This is a genomic window from Shewanella sp. MF05956 (assembly GCF_059758055.1).
In genome coordinates this window covers 188,691-204,196 of the sequence record NZ_JCAYNV010000006.1, presented here as the reverse complement: position 1 = coordinate 204,196, position 15,506 = coordinate 188,691, and the positions used below count along the sequence as shown (strand labels likewise).

14 protein-coding genes and 3 tRNA genes are annotated in these 15,506 nt (G+C 42.1%); 13 read left to right on the top strand and 4 right to left on the bottom strand.

The window, feature by feature from the left end:
- The first annotated feature begins 6 nt into the window (after window positions 1-6).
- The 5 genes from AC19MX_RS08880 to glnS all read left to right on the top strand — a co-directional run bounded on the left by AC19MX_RS08880 (window position 7) and on the right by glnS (window position 5,540).
- Window positions 7-285, top strand: coding sequence for a peptidylprolyl isomerase (locus AC19MX_RS08880; protein WP_432405139.1), 279 nt, complete (start codon window positions 7-9; stop codon window positions 283-285).
- Window positions 286-372: 87 nt separating this feature from the next.
- Window positions 373-909: a GNAT family N-acetyltransferase gene (locus AC19MX_RS08875; protein WP_498297713.1), complete on the top strand. Its 537-nt coding sequence runs from the start codon at window positions 373-375 to the stop codon at window positions 907-909.
- Between the two features lie 198 nt (window positions 910-1,107).
- On the top strand, window positions 1,108-1,347 hold the full coding sequence (locus AC19MX_RS08870; protein WP_188739786.1) for a FeoA family protein: 240 nt from the start codon (window positions 1,108-1,110) through the stop codon (window positions 1,345-1,347).
- Window positions 1,340-3,652: a Fe(2+) transporter permease subunit FeoB gene (gene feoB, locus AC19MX_RS08865; RefSeq protein WP_498297711.1), complete on the top strand. Its 2,313-nt coding sequence runs from the start codon at window positions 1,340-1,342 to the stop codon at window positions 3,650-3,652. Before AC19MX_RS08870 ends, feoB begins: the two co-directional genes overlap by 8 nt.
- 217 nt (window positions 3,653-3,869) lie before the next feature.
- Window positions 3,870-5,540 (top strand): glutamine--tRNA ligase, encoded by a 1,671-nt coding sequence (glnS, locus tag AC19MX_RS08860; RefSeq protein WP_498297710.1) that lies wholly within the window; start codon window positions 3,870-3,872, stop codon window positions 5,538-5,540.
- 73 nt (window positions 5,541-5,613) lie between these two features.
- Here the strand turns inward: glnS and AC19MX_RS08855 are convergent, their stop codons facing one another.
- Window positions 5,614-6,210 (bottom strand): Yip1 family protein, encoded by a 597-nt coding sequence (locus tag AC19MX_RS08855; protein WP_498297708.1) that lies wholly within the window; start codon window positions 6,208-6,210, stop codon window positions 5,614-5,616.
- A 373-nt stretch (window positions 6,211-6,583) separates the two neighbouring features.
- On the opposite strand from AC19MX_RS08855, the gene miaE reads away from it, so the two are divergent.
- Window positions 6,584-7,354 (top strand): tRNA isopentenyl-2-thiomethyl-A-37 hydroxylase MiaE, encoded by a 771-nt coding sequence (gene miaE, locus AC19MX_RS08850; protein WP_498297706.1) that lies wholly within the window; start codon window positions 6,584-6,586, stop codon window positions 7,352-7,354.
- Window positions 7,355-7,386: 32 nt separating this feature from the next.
- On the opposite strand, the gene AC19MX_RS08845 is transcribed toward miaE, so the two are convergent.
- Complete coding sequence (locus tag AC19MX_RS08845; RefSeq protein ID WP_498297705.1) at window positions 7,387-8,109, bottom strand: UDP-2,3-diacylglucosamine diphosphatase; 723 nt, start codon at window positions 8,107-8,109, stop codon at window positions 7,387-7,389.
- Window positions 8,110-8,111: 2 nt separating this feature from the next.
- Window positions 8,112-8,606 (bottom strand): peptidylprolyl isomerase, encoded by a 495-nt coding sequence (locus tag AC19MX_RS08840; protein WP_432405194.1) that lies wholly within the window; start codon window positions 8,604-8,606, stop codon window positions 8,112-8,114.
- 143 nt (window positions 8,607-8,749) lie between these two features.
- On the opposite strand from AC19MX_RS08840, the gene cysS reads away from it, so the two are divergent.
- Window positions 8,750-10,129: a cysteine--tRNA ligase gene (gene cysS, locus AC19MX_RS08835; protein ID WP_498297703.1), complete on the top strand. Its 1,380-nt coding sequence runs from the start codon at window positions 8,750-8,752 to the stop codon at window positions 10,127-10,129.
- Window positions 10,130-10,217: 88 nt separating this feature from the next.
- Here cysS and folD read toward each other — a convergent pair whose 3' ends face one another.
- On the bottom strand, window positions 10,218-11,072 hold the full coding sequence (gene folD, locus AC19MX_RS08830) for a bifunctional methylenetetrahydrofolate dehydrogenase/methenyltetrahydrofolate cyclohydrolase FolD (protein WP_432405200.1): 855 nt from the start codon (window positions 11,070-11,072) through the stop codon (window positions 10,218-10,220).
- Between the two features lie 276 nt (window positions 11,073-11,348).
- Between folD and AC19MX_RS08825 the strand changes: the two genes are divergently transcribed.
- The 6 genes from AC19MX_RS08825 (at window position 11,349) to clpX (ending at window position 15,489) form a co-directional block, all read left to right on the top strand.
- Window positions 11,349-11,425 (top strand) — tRNA-Pro (locus AC19MX_RS08825).
- 94 nt (window positions 11,426-11,519) lie between these two features.
- Window positions 11,520-11,596, top strand: a tRNA-Arg gene (locus AC19MX_RS08820).
- Between the two features lie 8 nt (window positions 11,597-11,604).
- Window positions 11,605-11,680 (top strand) — tRNA-His (locus AC19MX_RS08815).
- Window positions 11,681-12,067: 387 nt separating this feature from the next.
- Window positions 12,068-13,372: a trigger factor gene (gene tig, locus AC19MX_RS08810; RefSeq protein ID WP_498297701.1), complete on the top strand. Its 1,305-nt coding sequence runs from the start codon at window positions 12,068-12,070 to the stop codon at window positions 13,370-13,372.
- Window positions 13,373-13,464: 92 nt separating this feature from the next.
- Window positions 13,465-14,076, top strand: coding sequence for an ATP-dependent Clp endopeptidase proteolytic subunit ClpP (clpP, locus tag AC19MX_RS08805; protein ID WP_432405208.1), 612 nt, complete (start codon window positions 13,465-13,467; stop codon window positions 14,074-14,076).
- A 132-nt stretch (window positions 14,077-14,208) separates the two neighbouring features.
- Window positions 14,209-15,489, top strand: coding sequence for an ATP-dependent protease ATP-binding subunit ClpX (clpX, locus tag AC19MX_RS08800; protein ID WP_432405211.1), 1,281 nt, complete (start codon window positions 14,209-14,211; stop codon window positions 15,487-15,489).
- Window positions 15,490-15,506: the final 17 nt, after the last annotated feature.

The window sequence follows — 15,506 nt, the reverse complement described above, 5'->3', positions numbered from 1 at the left end:
CTTTATATGGTACAAGCAACAGCAAGACATTTACTCGTTAGCACTCAAGAGCAATGCGAATCGTTAAAGCAACAAATTGAAGCCGGTGCGGACTTTGCAGATGTCGCTAAAACAAACTCTTCTTGTCCTTCTGGCGCTCAAGGCGGCGACTTGGGCTCTTTTGGCCCAGGTATGATGGTCAAAGAGTTTGATGAGGTGGTATTTAGTGCCCCGTTAAATGTTGTTCAAGGCCCAGTTAAGACTCAATTTGGTTATCACTTACTTGAAGTGACTAGTCGTGGTTAATGCTTAATGCATTAATAGAGGAAATGGCAGCCTAGGCTGCCATTTTTTATGGATGTTAAATCGTTTTTAGAATCATGAAGGCTAACTATGCAAGCAATGTTATACGCCGATAAAGTGGTGTTACGTAATTTGACCTTAGCGGATTGGGATGATTTTCTATCATTGCATTTAGATACATCAGTACAACAATACATTCGCCCAGTAGAGAGTGAAGACAATATCAAAGCTATTTTTGCTCAGCGCATTGAGCCTTGGGCATTCGAGGCAGGTGAATGGCTATCCTTAGTCATTGAGCGTTTTGATACCCACGAATTTGTTGGGTTAATAGGTTTTAGGTGTGATGATTTATTGCTAAAGCGCGCAGAAGTAGGGTATTTGATTGCGCCATCCCAGCAAGGTATGGGGTTTGCCACCGAAAGCTTACGCGCTGTTATTGATTGGGGATCTTTACAATATAACATGCATAAATTTTTTGGCATTTGTGCCAGTGAAAATATTGCATCACAGCGCGTTCTTGAGAAAGTCGGGTTTATTTTGGAGGGAACATTACGACAACACAGTTGCATAAATGGCACTTGGTTTGATGATTGTTACTTAGGTTTATTAACGTCGCAAAGGTTGTAATTGTGTATTCATATTACGCATAAATAGAAAATAAATTGCATCATGCACTGTATTCTATTGGGCATTTGTCACATAATACGTAATACAAGTGAAAACTATTCTCGTTAGCAGGTAAAACTTTGATCTAGATTCGAGTTTCGCCGGCTAAGCTCAGATAAAATTTCAGACGTTAATAATGTTGTTGAAGGTATATGTTACATGAAGCTGAGTGAACTAAAAGCAGGTGACCGCGCCATTATCTCTGAAATCGGTCAATTAACGTTACCGCAAACCGTAAAGCGTAAGTTGTTATCAATGGGCATAACACCCAATACACATTTTTCTTTTATTCGCCGAGCACCGATGGGATCTGGGGTTGAATTAGATTTACGTGGCAGTAAATTATGTATGCGTTGTGATTTAGCCGATATCATTGAGGTAGTAATAACTAATGACTAAACAATTCCATTGCGTCACGGTAGGTAATCCAAACGCGGGTAAATCGACCCTTTTTAATGCGCTCACTGGTGCCAATCAACAAGTGGGTAACTGGTCTGGCGTCACCGTCGAAAAGAAAACCGGTAAATTCAATTACTCTGGCGTTGAAATCTCTCTCACCGACTTACCCGGCATCTATGATTTATTGCCAGCCGGCAACAGTTGTGATTGTTCTTTAGATGAACAAATTGCTCAAAACTACCTAGCCAATCAACAAGTTGATGCCATTATTAACCTTGTTGATGCTACAAACGTAGAGCGTCATCTCTACCTAACGACTCAGCTGCGTGAGCTCGGTATTCCGATTATTGTTGTTATTAATAAAATTGACGCGGCCAAAAAGCTGGGCATCAATATCAATGTTGCAGATATGTCTAGCCGTTTAGGTTGTCCTGTTATTGCCATCAGTTCTCGTAATCAAGCTGATGTTGAGCAATTACAATCAGATGTATTGACCTTATTAAACAGCAACGAGGCCACAAAACCTTTAGTCCTGCAATATTCTGACGATATTGAAGCCAGTATCAATGCGTTACAGAACCAGAATGATAGTCAAGACCTACCAACGCTTAGCCGGGGTCAAGCCTTATCTATTTTAGCTAACTGTCATGGTAATGCTTGTGGTACCAGTGAAGTACAGTTACACGAGACCGTGCAGCAATTTGCTCAACGTGCAGAGCAAAATGGCGAAGATATTGAAATTATGATCGCGACGACGCGATATGATTATGTGCAAAAAGTATTTGAATCATCAGTAAACCAAGGAAAGCACATCAGTGCTTCTGATAGATTAGACAAAGTGGTGCTGCATCCGGTTTTGGGTATTCCTGTATTCCTGTTCGTTATGTACTTAATGTTTTTATTCAGTATTAACGTAGGTAACTCATTTATTGATTTCTTCGATATCACAGCAGGGTCAATTTTTGTCGATCACTTTGGTGCGTTATTAGCATCAATGGGTTCGCCTGATTGGTTAGTGACCATTTTAGCTGGCGGGGTTGGCCAAGGTATTCAGACTGTTGCAACGTTTATTCCGGTAGTCGCGGCGTTATTTTTAGCATTATCGGTATTAGAAGCGTCTGGTTACATGGCCCGAGCAGCCTTTGTGGTTGACGGTTTAATGCGTCGCATCGGTTTACCTGGCAAAGCATTCGTACCTATGATTGTTGGCTTTGGTTGTTCAGTACCGGCTATTATGGCAACCAGAACCCTAGGCAGTGAACGTGAACGCATCGTGACAGGCATGATGGCCCCGTTTATGTCTTGTAGTGCTCGCTTGCCTGTGTATGCGTTATTTGCGGCAGCGTTTTTCCCGCAATCTGGTCAAAACTTAGTGTTCCTTCTGTATATCATTGGTATTTTTGCTGCTATTGGCACTGGGTTACTATTACGTAAAACAGTATTACCAGGTACAAGCAGCGCAGTGGTAATGGAACTTCCAAGTTATGAAATGCCTAAAACCAAAGCGGTGTTCTCTCGCACTACAAAGCGCACTAAAAGCTTTATTATGGGCGCAGGTAAAACCATTATTATCGTTGTAACCTTGCTTAACTTTGTTAATGCAATTGGTACAGATGGCTCTTTTGGCCATGAAGACAGTAAAGAGTCATTATTAAGTGTCGCCAGCCAACAGGTTACGCCGCTATTTGCACCAATGGGCATTGAACAAGACAACTGGGCAGCCACTGTGGGTATTATTACTGGTATTTTTGCCAAAGAAGCGGTGGTAGGTACGTTAAATAGTTTATATAGCACAGCTGATGGCGATGAAGAAGAAATGCTGTCTATATGGGATAGCGTTAAAGTTGGTCTAGCCACAATCCCTACCAATTTATTGGGTATTGAGCCAGATGATCCATTATCTATTGCGATAGCGAGTATTACTGATTTAGATGAAGCCGCAGCAGAGTTGTCTGTTGATACTTCAACCTTTAGCGCGTTACAGAGTGGCTTTAAAAGCCAGTTAGCCGCTTTTTCATATCTATTGTTCATATTGCTTTATACACCTTGTGTGGCGGCAATGGGGGCTTTAGTTAATGAGTTTGGCGCTAAGTGGGCTCGATTTGCAGCAATTTGGACGTTTTCATTAGCATACGGCTCAGCTACAGTTATCTATCAGGGTGCGACGTTTACTCAACACCCTTTACAGTCGGCCAGTTGGATTGGATTCTTTGCGGTGGCATTAGTTGCTTTTTACATGTGGTTAAGTAAAAAAGGCAGACAAGCTCAACAGATTATTCCTGGGATCCGTATTGTGACTGAATAACCATTGTCGGACAGTTAACGTTAAACTGAAAACCCAGCCTAGCTGGGTTTTTACTTTTCAAGAAAGAAAACAGCCTTCTAATCAGGTTCTATTGGAGTGATTTGATGTTTTTTGTTTATCTGACGATCTTTTTCCGCGCTAGTAGTTGTAACTGCTGAAGAACTGTAGGATCATCTGTTTTTTATTCATATTGCCATTGTGTGCCAAGAGGAATTCCATGAGTCATGTGGACACCGAAGTACGTCCTAGTAACTTCATTCGTAATATTATAGACGAAGACCTAAGTAGCGGTAAGCACAGCCAAGTTCATACTCGTTTTCCGCCAGAACCTAATGGCTTTTTGCATATTGGACACGCTAAGTCTATTTGCTTAAATTTTGGTATTGCAAAAGATTACCAAGGTCAATGTAACTTACGATTTGACGATACTAATCCTGAAAAAGAAGACATTAACTATGTTAAGTCTATTCAGGAAGATGTGCGTTGGTTAGGCTTTCAATGGTCTGGCGATATTCGTTATTCATCAAATTATTTTGACCAATTGCATCAGTATGCAGTGGAGCTCATCACCAAAGGTCTGGCTTATGTTTGCTTCTTAAATGGCGAACAAACACGTGAGTACCGTGGCACATTAAAAGAGCCGGGTAAAAATAGCCCATACCGTGACACTAGCCCTGAAGAAAACCTCGCGCTATTTGAAAAAATGCGCATGGGTGAGTTCAAAGAAGGTGAGTGTGCGCTTCGTGCCAAAATTGATATGGCATCACCTTTTATGTGTATGCGCGATCCGATTATTTATCGTATTCGTTTTGCTCATCATCATCAAACCGGTGACAAGTGGTGCATTTATCCAATGTATGACTTCACGCATTGTATTTCGGATGCGATTGAAAATATCACTCATTCAATTTGTACATTAGAGTTTCAAGACAATCGTCGCTTGTACGACTGGGTACTCGATCATTTAGATGATTTCCAAGCGCCTAATCGCACACGTCAATATGAGTTTTCTCGTTTAAATCTTGAATACACTTTGATGTCAAAGCGTAAGTTAAACGATTTAGTCACTCGCAAATTGGTTGATGGCTGGGATGACCCGCGTATGCCAACTATTGCGGGATTACGTCGTCGTGGTTATACACCCGCTTCTATTCGTGAGTTTTGTTTACGCATTGGCGTGACTAAACAGGAAAACTTGATTGAAGTCGGTATGTTGGACGCATGTATTCGTGAAGAATTAAACGAACATGCGCCACGTGCAATGGCAGTATTAAGGCCTGTTAAAGTGGTTATAGAAAACTACATTAATACCTCGCCTGAAAAAATCACGGCTCCAGCACATCCTAACAATGAAGCGATGGGTACGCGCGAGCTGTCTTTTGGTCGCGAGCTGTTTATTGATGTTGAAGATTTTAAAGAAGAAGCCAATAAACACTTCAAACGCCTTGTTTTAGGCAAAGAAGTGCGTTTACGTAATGCTTACATCATTAAAGCTGAACGCTGTGATAAAGATGCTGAAGGTAACATCACAACTATTTACTGTACTTACGATGCTGACACGCTAGGTAAAAACCCAGCAGACGGCCGTAAGGTAAAAGGTGTTATCCATTGGGTTGAAGCCAGCACGGCTAAACCTGCTGAGTTCCGTCTTTATGATCGTTTATTCACCAATGAAAACCCAGCAGCATTTGAGACAGTGGATGAAGTGATTAATCCAGAGTCTTTAGTTGTCGTGAATGGTTTAGTTGAGCCAAGCCTCGTGAGCGCTGAAGCTGAAAAAGCCTATCAATTTGAACGTGAAGGTTACTTTTGCGCCGATAGTAAAGACTCAAGTGCAGAACATTTAGTCTTTAACTTAACGGTGCCACTGCGCGATACGTTCGCATAGTGAGTACAATTGATAAATAGTACGATCAAAAAAGGCGCTAGCAGCGCCTTTTTTATATCGAGAATTTAGGGTTTTATTGCATCATAGGGCCAAAACCCAGACTCCATAAAATGATACTTGAAGCCATTAAAGCGACCAATAGTACCAACCCTGCAGTAACCACAGAGCTTGCGTAAATAAAGCCTTTCTCTTCGGGTATGTTCATAATAATGGGTACCCCAGCGTAAAGCAGGTATACCGAGTAAGCCAATCCAATTAACCCCACCACCATAATAAACCAAAGCACAGGATATAAAGCGGATAACCCGACCATAAACAATGGGGTAGCAGTATATGCAGCAAGTTCTAGTGCTTGAGTATATGTGGGATCTGCATCAAACGTTCTTCCCATCCAAAATGCCAAATAAGCTAATGCCAATACGCCAACAATCAAGCCGAAGTACATCCCAATAGACATGAACATTGCGCTTTTAGAGGTTAAAAATAGTGGCTCGCCCACACCAGGATGCCAACCAATATGGGCTGTAGCAAAGTATGAACATACTGCAGGAATTAGCGCGATAAGTAACACATGACTTAAGCTACTTTTCAGTGCTTCGTGATTTTTTTCAATTGTTTGCCACTCTTGTTTTGGATGAGTGTAAAGCCCCATTAAGTGATTTAGTACCATTATAGTTATCCTTGTTTAGCATTTTCGACCTAGCTCGCCAAACTACAGACGAACTGACTACAGCTCATTATCAATCGCCTTAATCAGCTCACAACACTTTGCAAAAGACTGATCAAAGCTAAACATAAAAACTGTTTACTGCCTGTTGCTAAGCTATCACCTCATCCCAACCAGAGGTTCTCTTTAAGGAGATTGAAGACATTGGTTAACGGAGTCATCAATTAAAGTGTTAATGTTTCGTTAAATTCCCAATGGTAAGTCTATTTATTGAACATAAATAGACTTTCGTCAAGTTGTATTACGATTTCAGCTTCAGAAAAGATCATCAAAACGGTAAAATGAACCTCAATGTTAGACTCGGATCGATATACAAATGCAGCAACTACTCGCGCCAATTAATCAATTTCTAGGCTGTGAAACCCCAAACAGTTGGATTGAGCTCGCTAAACAGCCCGAACAATTAACGGCTTTACTGATTGATCATTGCAACTGTGAGCTCAAAGCGGCACAAACAGCCATGATGATGATCCGCAAATACGCTATTGATAAACAAAGTGCGCAAGTGCTCGTTGCCTGGGCAAAGCCTTATGAAGACTTTGTATACAGTCAAGATCGTGATGTTGAGGCATTTTTAAGTCGTGATATTAAAAAGAACGACATCACTAGTGAGCTCGTGGCTAATACGGCCATAAAAAACAGTGCTGATTTAATGGTGAAAATGGTGCGTTTAATCAAAGAAGAGTTTCATCATTTTGAACAAGTTTTGCAAATTATGACGGCCAGAAATATTGATTATAGCAATATTCGTGCAGGCACATACGCAAAACAGCTTATTAGCCATGTTCGTACTCATGAACCGTTAAAAATTGTCGATAAATTAATTGTTGGCGCTTTTATTGAGGCTAGATCTTGTGAACGCTTTGCTAAGCTGGCACCGCATTTGGATGATGAGTTGGCTAAGTTTTATGTGTCGTTATTACGCTCAGAAGCACGACATTTTCAAGACTACTTGGTATTGGCGCAAAACATTGCAGGTAAAGATATTAGTGAGCGGGTTGCCTATTTTAGAGCGCAAGAAGCAGCATTGATTTTATCTGAAGATAGCGAATTTCGCTTTCACAGTGGCGTTCCTGTATCTCACTAAATCCCAGTATCTTATAAACTGGGATCAAAGCTCTAGGCTGAGAAGGGCCTTTGTTGCAACTCGCAGCCTTGTGAGCTAACGGATAACACACTGCCTTGCGTATACCAATCGCCAACAACCACACGTTGTTTATTATCGGCTAATTGATGAATGTCAGGTCTGTGAGTATGACCGTGTATCATGCGTTGACAGTTAGTAGCCGATAAGAGCGCATCGACAGCTGTTGGTTCAACATCCATTATTTCGTAATGCTTTTGTTGATTACCTTTAATACTTTTTTGACGAATTTTAGCAGCGATATTTAAGCGAGTTTGCTTTGGCAAGATATTGGCATAAATCCATCGAACGAGCGCGATGCTGCGAAAACGTCTAAAGCGTTGATAAGCTTCATCAAGCGTACAAAGACTGTCACCGTGAAGAATAACCGTTCGAGTGCCATACAAGTCAATGCAATGCACTTCAGGCAGAATTTTCATGCCGGCCTGTTGGCAAAATGCACGTCCAACCATAAAGTCACGATTACCATGAATAAAATAGACTGGCATTAGGGTCGAAACTGACTTTATCGCTTTAGCGATATCTTGAGAAAATGGCTCAGCAATATCGTCACCCATCCACACTTCAAACAAATCGCCAATGATATATAGCGCCTCGGCGTCTTTTAAACCGTGGGTTAAAAAGTCTAAAAATGCGTGAGTAATATCGGGGCGATCAGCACTTAAGTGCAAATCGCCCACAAAGACAGTGCGCTTCAAAATTACGCTTTTACGCTGACGTTGTTGATCACAACGGCTTCTAAAGGCACATCTTGATGCATACCACGGTTACCAGTGGCTACCGCTTTGATTTTTTCAACAACATCTAAACCTTCAACCACTTCACCAAATACGCAGTAGCCCCAACCTTGAGAGGTTTCTGATTTAAAATCCAGGAAGGTGTTGTCATTGATGTTAACGAAAAATTGAGCCGTAGCAGAGTGCGGATCTGAAGTACGCGCCATTGCGACAGTGCCTTTACGGTTTGATAAACCATTGCTAGCTTCGTTTTTCACTGTTTCATTGCAACGCTTTTGGCCCATATCTTCGGTAAAACCACCACCTTGGATCATAAAACCATCAATAACGCGGTGGAATATGGTGTTGTCATAAAAGCCTTCTTCGACATACTTCATGAAGTTAGCTACTGTTAAAGGTGCTTTTTCGGCATCAAGTTGTAGAGTAATGTCGCCGTAATTTGTGTGTAAAGTAACCATTAATATTCACCTAGAAAAAATAATTTGCGCGATTCTAACTTATCTTGGTTGCAGCATAAAGTGCAGTGTTCAAAACCAGTGACAACATGGTAGACTCACGGCTAGCATTTACCACAATAAATTAGTGTAAAAGAGAACTTTTGATGTTGAAAATTTACAATAGTATCAGTCGTGAAAAACAAGAATTTAAACCAATAAACCCTGGCAAAATTGGCATGTACGTCTGTGGCGTGACAATTTATGATTTGTGTCACATTGGTCACGGGCGTACTTTTGTTTCATTTGACATGATAGTCCGTTATTTACGTTACATTGGTTATGAGGTGAATTTTCAGCGCAATATTACCGATGTTGATGACAAAATCATTAAACGTGCCTCTGAGAACAATGAATCTTGCGATGCATTAACAGAACGTTTAACCGTAGAAATGCACCGTGATTTTGATTCGTTAAATATGTTACGTCCAGACTTTGAGCCTCGTGCAACGCTGCACATGCCTGAAATTATCGACATGGTACAATTACTTCTCGACCGTGGTCATGCATATGTTGCCCCAGACGGTGATGTGTTGTTCAGTGTGGCGTCATACAAAGACTATGGCCGCTTATCTGGCCAAAACCTCGATCAATTACAAGCCGGTGCGCGAGTCGAAGTCGATCAAAGCAAGCAAAACCCGATGGATTTTGTATTGTGGAAAATGTCTAAACCTGGCGAGCCTACTTGGGCATCGCCATGGGGTGAAGGTCGTCCAGGCTGGCATATTGAGTGTTCTGCCATGAACAGCAAGCACTTAGGTGTGCATTTTGATATTCATGGTGGAGGCAGTGATTTACAGTTCCCCCATCACGAAAATGAAATCGCTCAGTCTTGCTGTGCTCATGATACGCCATATGTTAACTACTGGATGCATTCTGGTATGGTGATGGTTGATCGCGAGAAAATGTCTAAATCGTTAGGTAACTTCTTTACTATTCGCGATGTACTTGAACATTATGATCCAGAAACTGTGCGTTACTTTTTATTATCTGGCCATTATCGCAGCCAGTTAAATTATTCAGAAGATAATTTAAAACAAGCCCGTGCAGCGTTAGAGCGTTTATACACAGCGCTTAAAGATTTAGATTTAACTGTTGCGGCAGCGGATGCTGAGCAATATGTCGCTAAATTTAAGCATGCAATGGATGATGACTTTAATACCCCAGAAGCCTATTCAGTGTTGTTTGACATGGTGCGTGAAATCAACCGTCTCAAAACAACAGACATGGCAGCGGCTTCTGCACTAGGCGTGAGCCTTAAACAGTTAACCGATGTGTTAGGGTTGATTAGCCAAACGCCAGAAGCTTTTTTCAAAGGCGAGGGTACAGATGATGAAGTGGCTGAGATAGAAGCCCTAATTGTTGAACGTAACCGCGCTAGAACAGAAAAAGATTGGCCTGCAGCCGATATAGCACGTGATCGTTTAAACGAGCTTGGGGTGATTTTAGAAGACGGCCCAAGTGGCACGACTTGGCGTAAAAAGTAGTTCTTCCATGTATTAAGCAAAAAGCCTGCAAATTGCAGGCTTTTTACTGTCTCACCGTTACTAATGGTCGGTGTATTAACACGATAAGTTAGCTGTGATATTGCTCGCAAGCATAAAGCGTGTTTTCTAAAAGACTGGCAATGGTCATTGGGCCAACACCGCCAGGTACCGGGGTGATAAAGGCCGCGTTTTCAACTGCAACATCAAATTCCACATCCCCGACTAATGAGCCATTTTCTAGACGATTAATGCCAACATCAATCACAATGGCACCTGGCTTAATCCATTCTCCAGGAATAAACCCGGGTTTACCGACCGCCACCACTAATAAATCCGCCTGACGAACTTTTTGTTCTAAGTTTTTAGTAAAACGGTGACAAGTCGTCGTCGTACAACCGGCTAACAAAAGCTCCAATGTCATTGGACGCCCAACAATGTTAGATGCGCCAACAACAGTAGCATCTAATCCGTAAGTATCGATCCCAGTCGATTTGATTAACGTCATAATGCCCATGGGTGTGCACGAGCGCAGCACGGGAATACGCTGAGCTAAACGGCCAACGTTATAAGGGTGGAAACCATCAACGTCTTTATCAGGACGAATACGCTCAATCACTTTAGAGTCATCTATATGCTCAGGCAGCGGCAGTTGCACCAAAATGCCGTCTATTTGGGGATTATCGTTACACTGGTCAATTAATGCCAATAACTCCGCTTCTGATGTGCTTGTGTCAAGGTCAAATGATTGCGATTCAAAACCGACTTCTTCACAGGCTCGGCGTTTACTGCCTACGTAAACTTGTGAGGCCGCATCGCTGCCGACTAAAATAACAGCCAGTCCAGGAACTCTTTGGCCAGCGTCTTTGCGTGCGGTGACTTTTTGTTTAAGAGTATTGCGGATAGATTGTGCAATGGCTTTACCGTCAATAAGTTGAGCAGTCATGGCTGTAGAGTTTCCTTTGAATGGCGCGGCTTGAGGCTGATGAATAAATCGGGGTGTATTCTAACAGGCGATTAAAAGAGTGTCATTTGTAAGACAGGGAAATACAGTGAATAAACTATTCGCGCTATGATGCTAATCACTCTTTTTGCTGTTAAATTCAACATATAGACAATTAGCTCAAAAAAATCGTTGACGATAACAAAGTGACTCGTTAAGATGCGCTCCGTTCTCGAGACAACATGGTTACACTGCATGTGTTAAAGAACACAGTAAATTCGGTGATTAGCGCAGCCCGGTAGCGCATCTCGTTTGGGACGAGAGGGTCAGAGGTTCGAATCCTCTATCACCGACCAATTTTCATTATTTGTTTATGTGTTAACTAAGCAAATAATAAAACAAGTGTTAAACTTGTTTAGCCAGACAGGATACAGCAAATTGCTGTGCCATGCGCCCGTAGCTCAGTTGGATAGAGCACCCGCCTTCTAAGCGGGTGGTCGCAGGTTCGAGCCCTGCCGGGCGTACCATTTCAGTGGTGATTGTAGCTCAGTTGGTAGAGTCCCGGATTGTGATTCCGGTTGTCGTGGGTTCGAGCCCCATCAGTCACCCCATTTTTTCTTTGATTAATCAAAACGACAGCGTAGTAAAATACGTAACCTGCATTTTGATACTTAATTAAAGTCATCAGCCAAATCACTCCTTGGCAACTCAATAAAATCAATTCGCACATTAAACGTGCAAACACGTCAAAAATGACCAAAAGTCAGTCCTTTTATCGCGTAAATCGACCTTTTCAGGCTCGACTATGCTAAAAACGGTGGCTATAATGTCGCGTCTTGATAAATATCAAAAATAAGCTACCTGAACCAACAGCGTCTTCAGCATCATAATATCGCTGTGCTGGAGGCTTTAGCTAAACACACGGTCAAGAAACGAATATCGAATAGTTGAGTTGTCGACTATTAAAAAGAACGTTAGACATATTTCGAGGTAAAACAATGCAAGTTTCTGTTGAAACAACTCAAGGCCTAGAGCGTCGCCTAACTATTTCTGTACCTGCTGAGCAAATCGAGAAATTGGTTAAAGACAATGTACTTCGCGAAGCAAAGCGTGCACGTCTTCCTGGTTTCCGTCCTGGTAAAGTACCGGTCACTGAAATCAACAAGCGTTATGGTAAAGCCATTCGCCAAGACATCACTGGTGAAGTGATGCAACGTAACTTTATTGAAGCAATCGTAGCTGAAAAATTAAATCCAGCAGGCGCACCAGTATTTACTCCTGGTACTACTGACGGTGATACTTTCCAGTTTGTTGCTACATTTGAAATCTATCCAGAAGTTGCATTAACCGGTTTAGACACGATTGCCGTTGAACAGCCTAAAGCTGAAGTAAACGATGCAGACGTTGACACCATGATTGAAACGCTACGTAAGCAACATGCTACTTATGCTGCTGTTGAGCGTGAAGCTGCTGATAGCGACAAAGTTAAAATGAACTTTGTAGGGTCTATCGACGGTGAAGAATTTGAAGGCGGAAAAGCTGACGATTTCGAACTACAAATCGGTTCAAACCGTATGATCCCTGGTTTTGAAACTGGCGTTGTTGGCCATAAAGCCGGTGATGAATTCGAAATCGAAGTGTCTTTCCCTGAAGATTACCATGCTGAAAACTTAAAAGGTAAAGCGGCTAAATTCGCAATTACCTTAACTGAAGTTCAAGGCGCAAGCTTGCCAGAAGTGAATGACGAATTTGCTTCACTATTTGGTATTGCAGATGGTGGTTTAGAAGCACTTAAAGCTGAAATCCGTAAAAACATGACTCGTGAGCTAGAGCAAGCGCTTAAAGCTAACGTTAAAGAGCAAGTGATTACAGGTTTATTAGCGGCTAACGACATCGTTATCCCTAAAGCATTAGTTGATGGCGAAGTTAACGTATTACGTCAGCAAGCTATGCAACGTTTTGGTGGTCAAACTGAAAATATGCCTGAGCTTCCAGCTGAATTATTCACTGAGCAAGCTGAGCGTCGTGTGAAGATTGGTTTGCTATTAGGCGAAGTCATCAAAACAAACGAGCTTAAAGCTGAAGACGATCGCGTTAATGCATTGATCGAATCTATGGCTTCTGCGTATGAAGATCCATCTGAAGTTGTCACTTACTACAACTCAAACAAAGAACTCATGCAAAACATGCGCAACGTAGCGCTTGAAGAACAAGCTGTTGAAGCCCTACTAAAATCGGCTAAAGTGATGACTAAAGACGTCGCTTTTGAAGAATTTATGAACAAGGCTACAGGCAAAGCGTAAGCTAAGCTTGACTTAACAAGGCGTTCGCCATTTATAATGGCTCGTATGAGGTTCCTCATGCGGGCCATTTTTATTTTTTAGGGAAATGAATAATGCATAAAGCACCAGAATCAGTACTCAATGCGCTTGTACCTATGGTTGTTGAACAAACAGCGAAAGGCGAACGTTCTTACGATATCTACTCTCGTTTATTAAAAGAGCGTGTTATTTTTTTAGTTGGCCAGGTTGAAGAACATATGGCTAACCTCATTGTTGCTCAGTTATTATTCCTTGAGTCAGAAAGCCCAGACAAAGACATCTACCTATATATTAACTCTCCAGGTGGTTCGGTCACTGCGGGTATGGCTATTTATGACACCATGCAATTTATCAAACCTAACGTCAGTACAGTATGTATGGGCCAAGCTGCAAGCATGGGCGCATTTTTACTTGCCGGCGGAGCCAAAGGTAAGCGTCACTGTTTACCTAACTCACGTGTCATGATCCATCAGCCATTAGGCGGTTTCCAAGGTCAGGCGTCAGATATTGCTATCCACGCTCAGGAAATCCTAGGCATTAAGAATAAATTAAACCAAATGCTAGCCGATCACACCGGTCAACCGCTAGAAGTGGTAGAGCGTGATACCGACCGCGATAACTTTATGAGTGCAACTCAAGCGGTTGAATACGGTTTAGTGGATTCGCTTTTAACCACTCGCGGTTAATACAGGCTGATTTTTTGCTGCGACTGGGTTATTCTTCATCTTAGATAACGAATAATCCAGATATGCAGACGGTAAACATATCGACAAGCAGAGCTCAGATGTAACGTCTAGGCTGCAAGCAGAGGTAGAATAATGGGCGATAACAAAAATAACGGTGACAGTGGCAAACTGCTGTACTGCTCTTTTTGCGGAAAAAGCCAACATGAAGTCAGAAAGCTAATTGCTGGCCCATCGGTTTATGTGTGTGACGAATGTGTTGATTTGTGCAATGACATCATCCGTGAAGAAATCAAAGAGATTTCTCCAAAGCGCGATGAAGACAAATTACCGACACCACATGAGTTACGCGAGCATCTTGATGACTATGTCATCGGTCAAGACAAAGCAAAAAAAGTGTTGGCGGTTGCGGTTTATAACCACTACAAGCGGTTACGTAATGGTTCCATTAAAGGCGGTGTTGAGCTCGGTAAAAGTAACATTTTACTTATTGGTCCAACTGGTAGTGGTAAAACCTTATTAGCAGAAACGCTAGCCCGATCACTCAATGTCCCTTTTGCTATGGCTGATGCCACCACGCTAACCGAAGCCGGTTATGTGGGGGAGGATGTTGAAAACATCATTCAAAAGCTACTGCAAAAATGCGATTACGATGTTGAAAAAGCTGAGCGTGGCATTGTTTATATCGATGAAATCGACAAAATTAGCCGTAAGTCTGACAATCCATCAATCACCCGTGACGTATCGGGCGAAGGTGTTCAGCAAGCATTGCTTAAGCTCATTGAAGGTACAGTGGCTTCTGTTCCGCCACAAGGCGGTCGTAAACACCCACAACAAGAGTTTTTGCAGGTAGATACCTCAAAGATTCTGTTTATTTGTGGTGGTGCATTTGCTGGGCTTGAAAAAGTCATCGAGCAACGCGCACATACCGGTACTGGCATTGGTTTTGGTGCTGAAGTGAAAGGCGAAGCTGACAAAGCAACTATTTCACAGATTTTAGGCCAAGTTGAACCAGGCGATTTAATTAAATTCGGTTTAATACCTGAATTTATTGGTCGCTTACCGGTTGTCGCTACGCTAACAGAGTTAGATGAAGCTGCACTAGTACAGATTTTATCTGAGCCTAAAAATGCATTGACCAAGCAATACGGTGCATTATTTGAAATGGAAAACGTTGAACTTGAATTCCGCGAAGATGCCTTACTCGCCATTGCCAATAAAGCGATGTCTCGTAAAACCGGTGCGCGTGGATTACGTTCAATTGTTGAAGGCATCTTGCTAGACACGATGTACGATATTCCATCAACGGACGGCGTAATTAAAGCAGTGATTGATGAGTCTGTGGTTAAAGGCGAGTCTGCACCTATTTTAATTTACGAAAATACCGACACTCAGGCCGCTTCAGGCGAACAATAATTACCCTGATAGTCAGT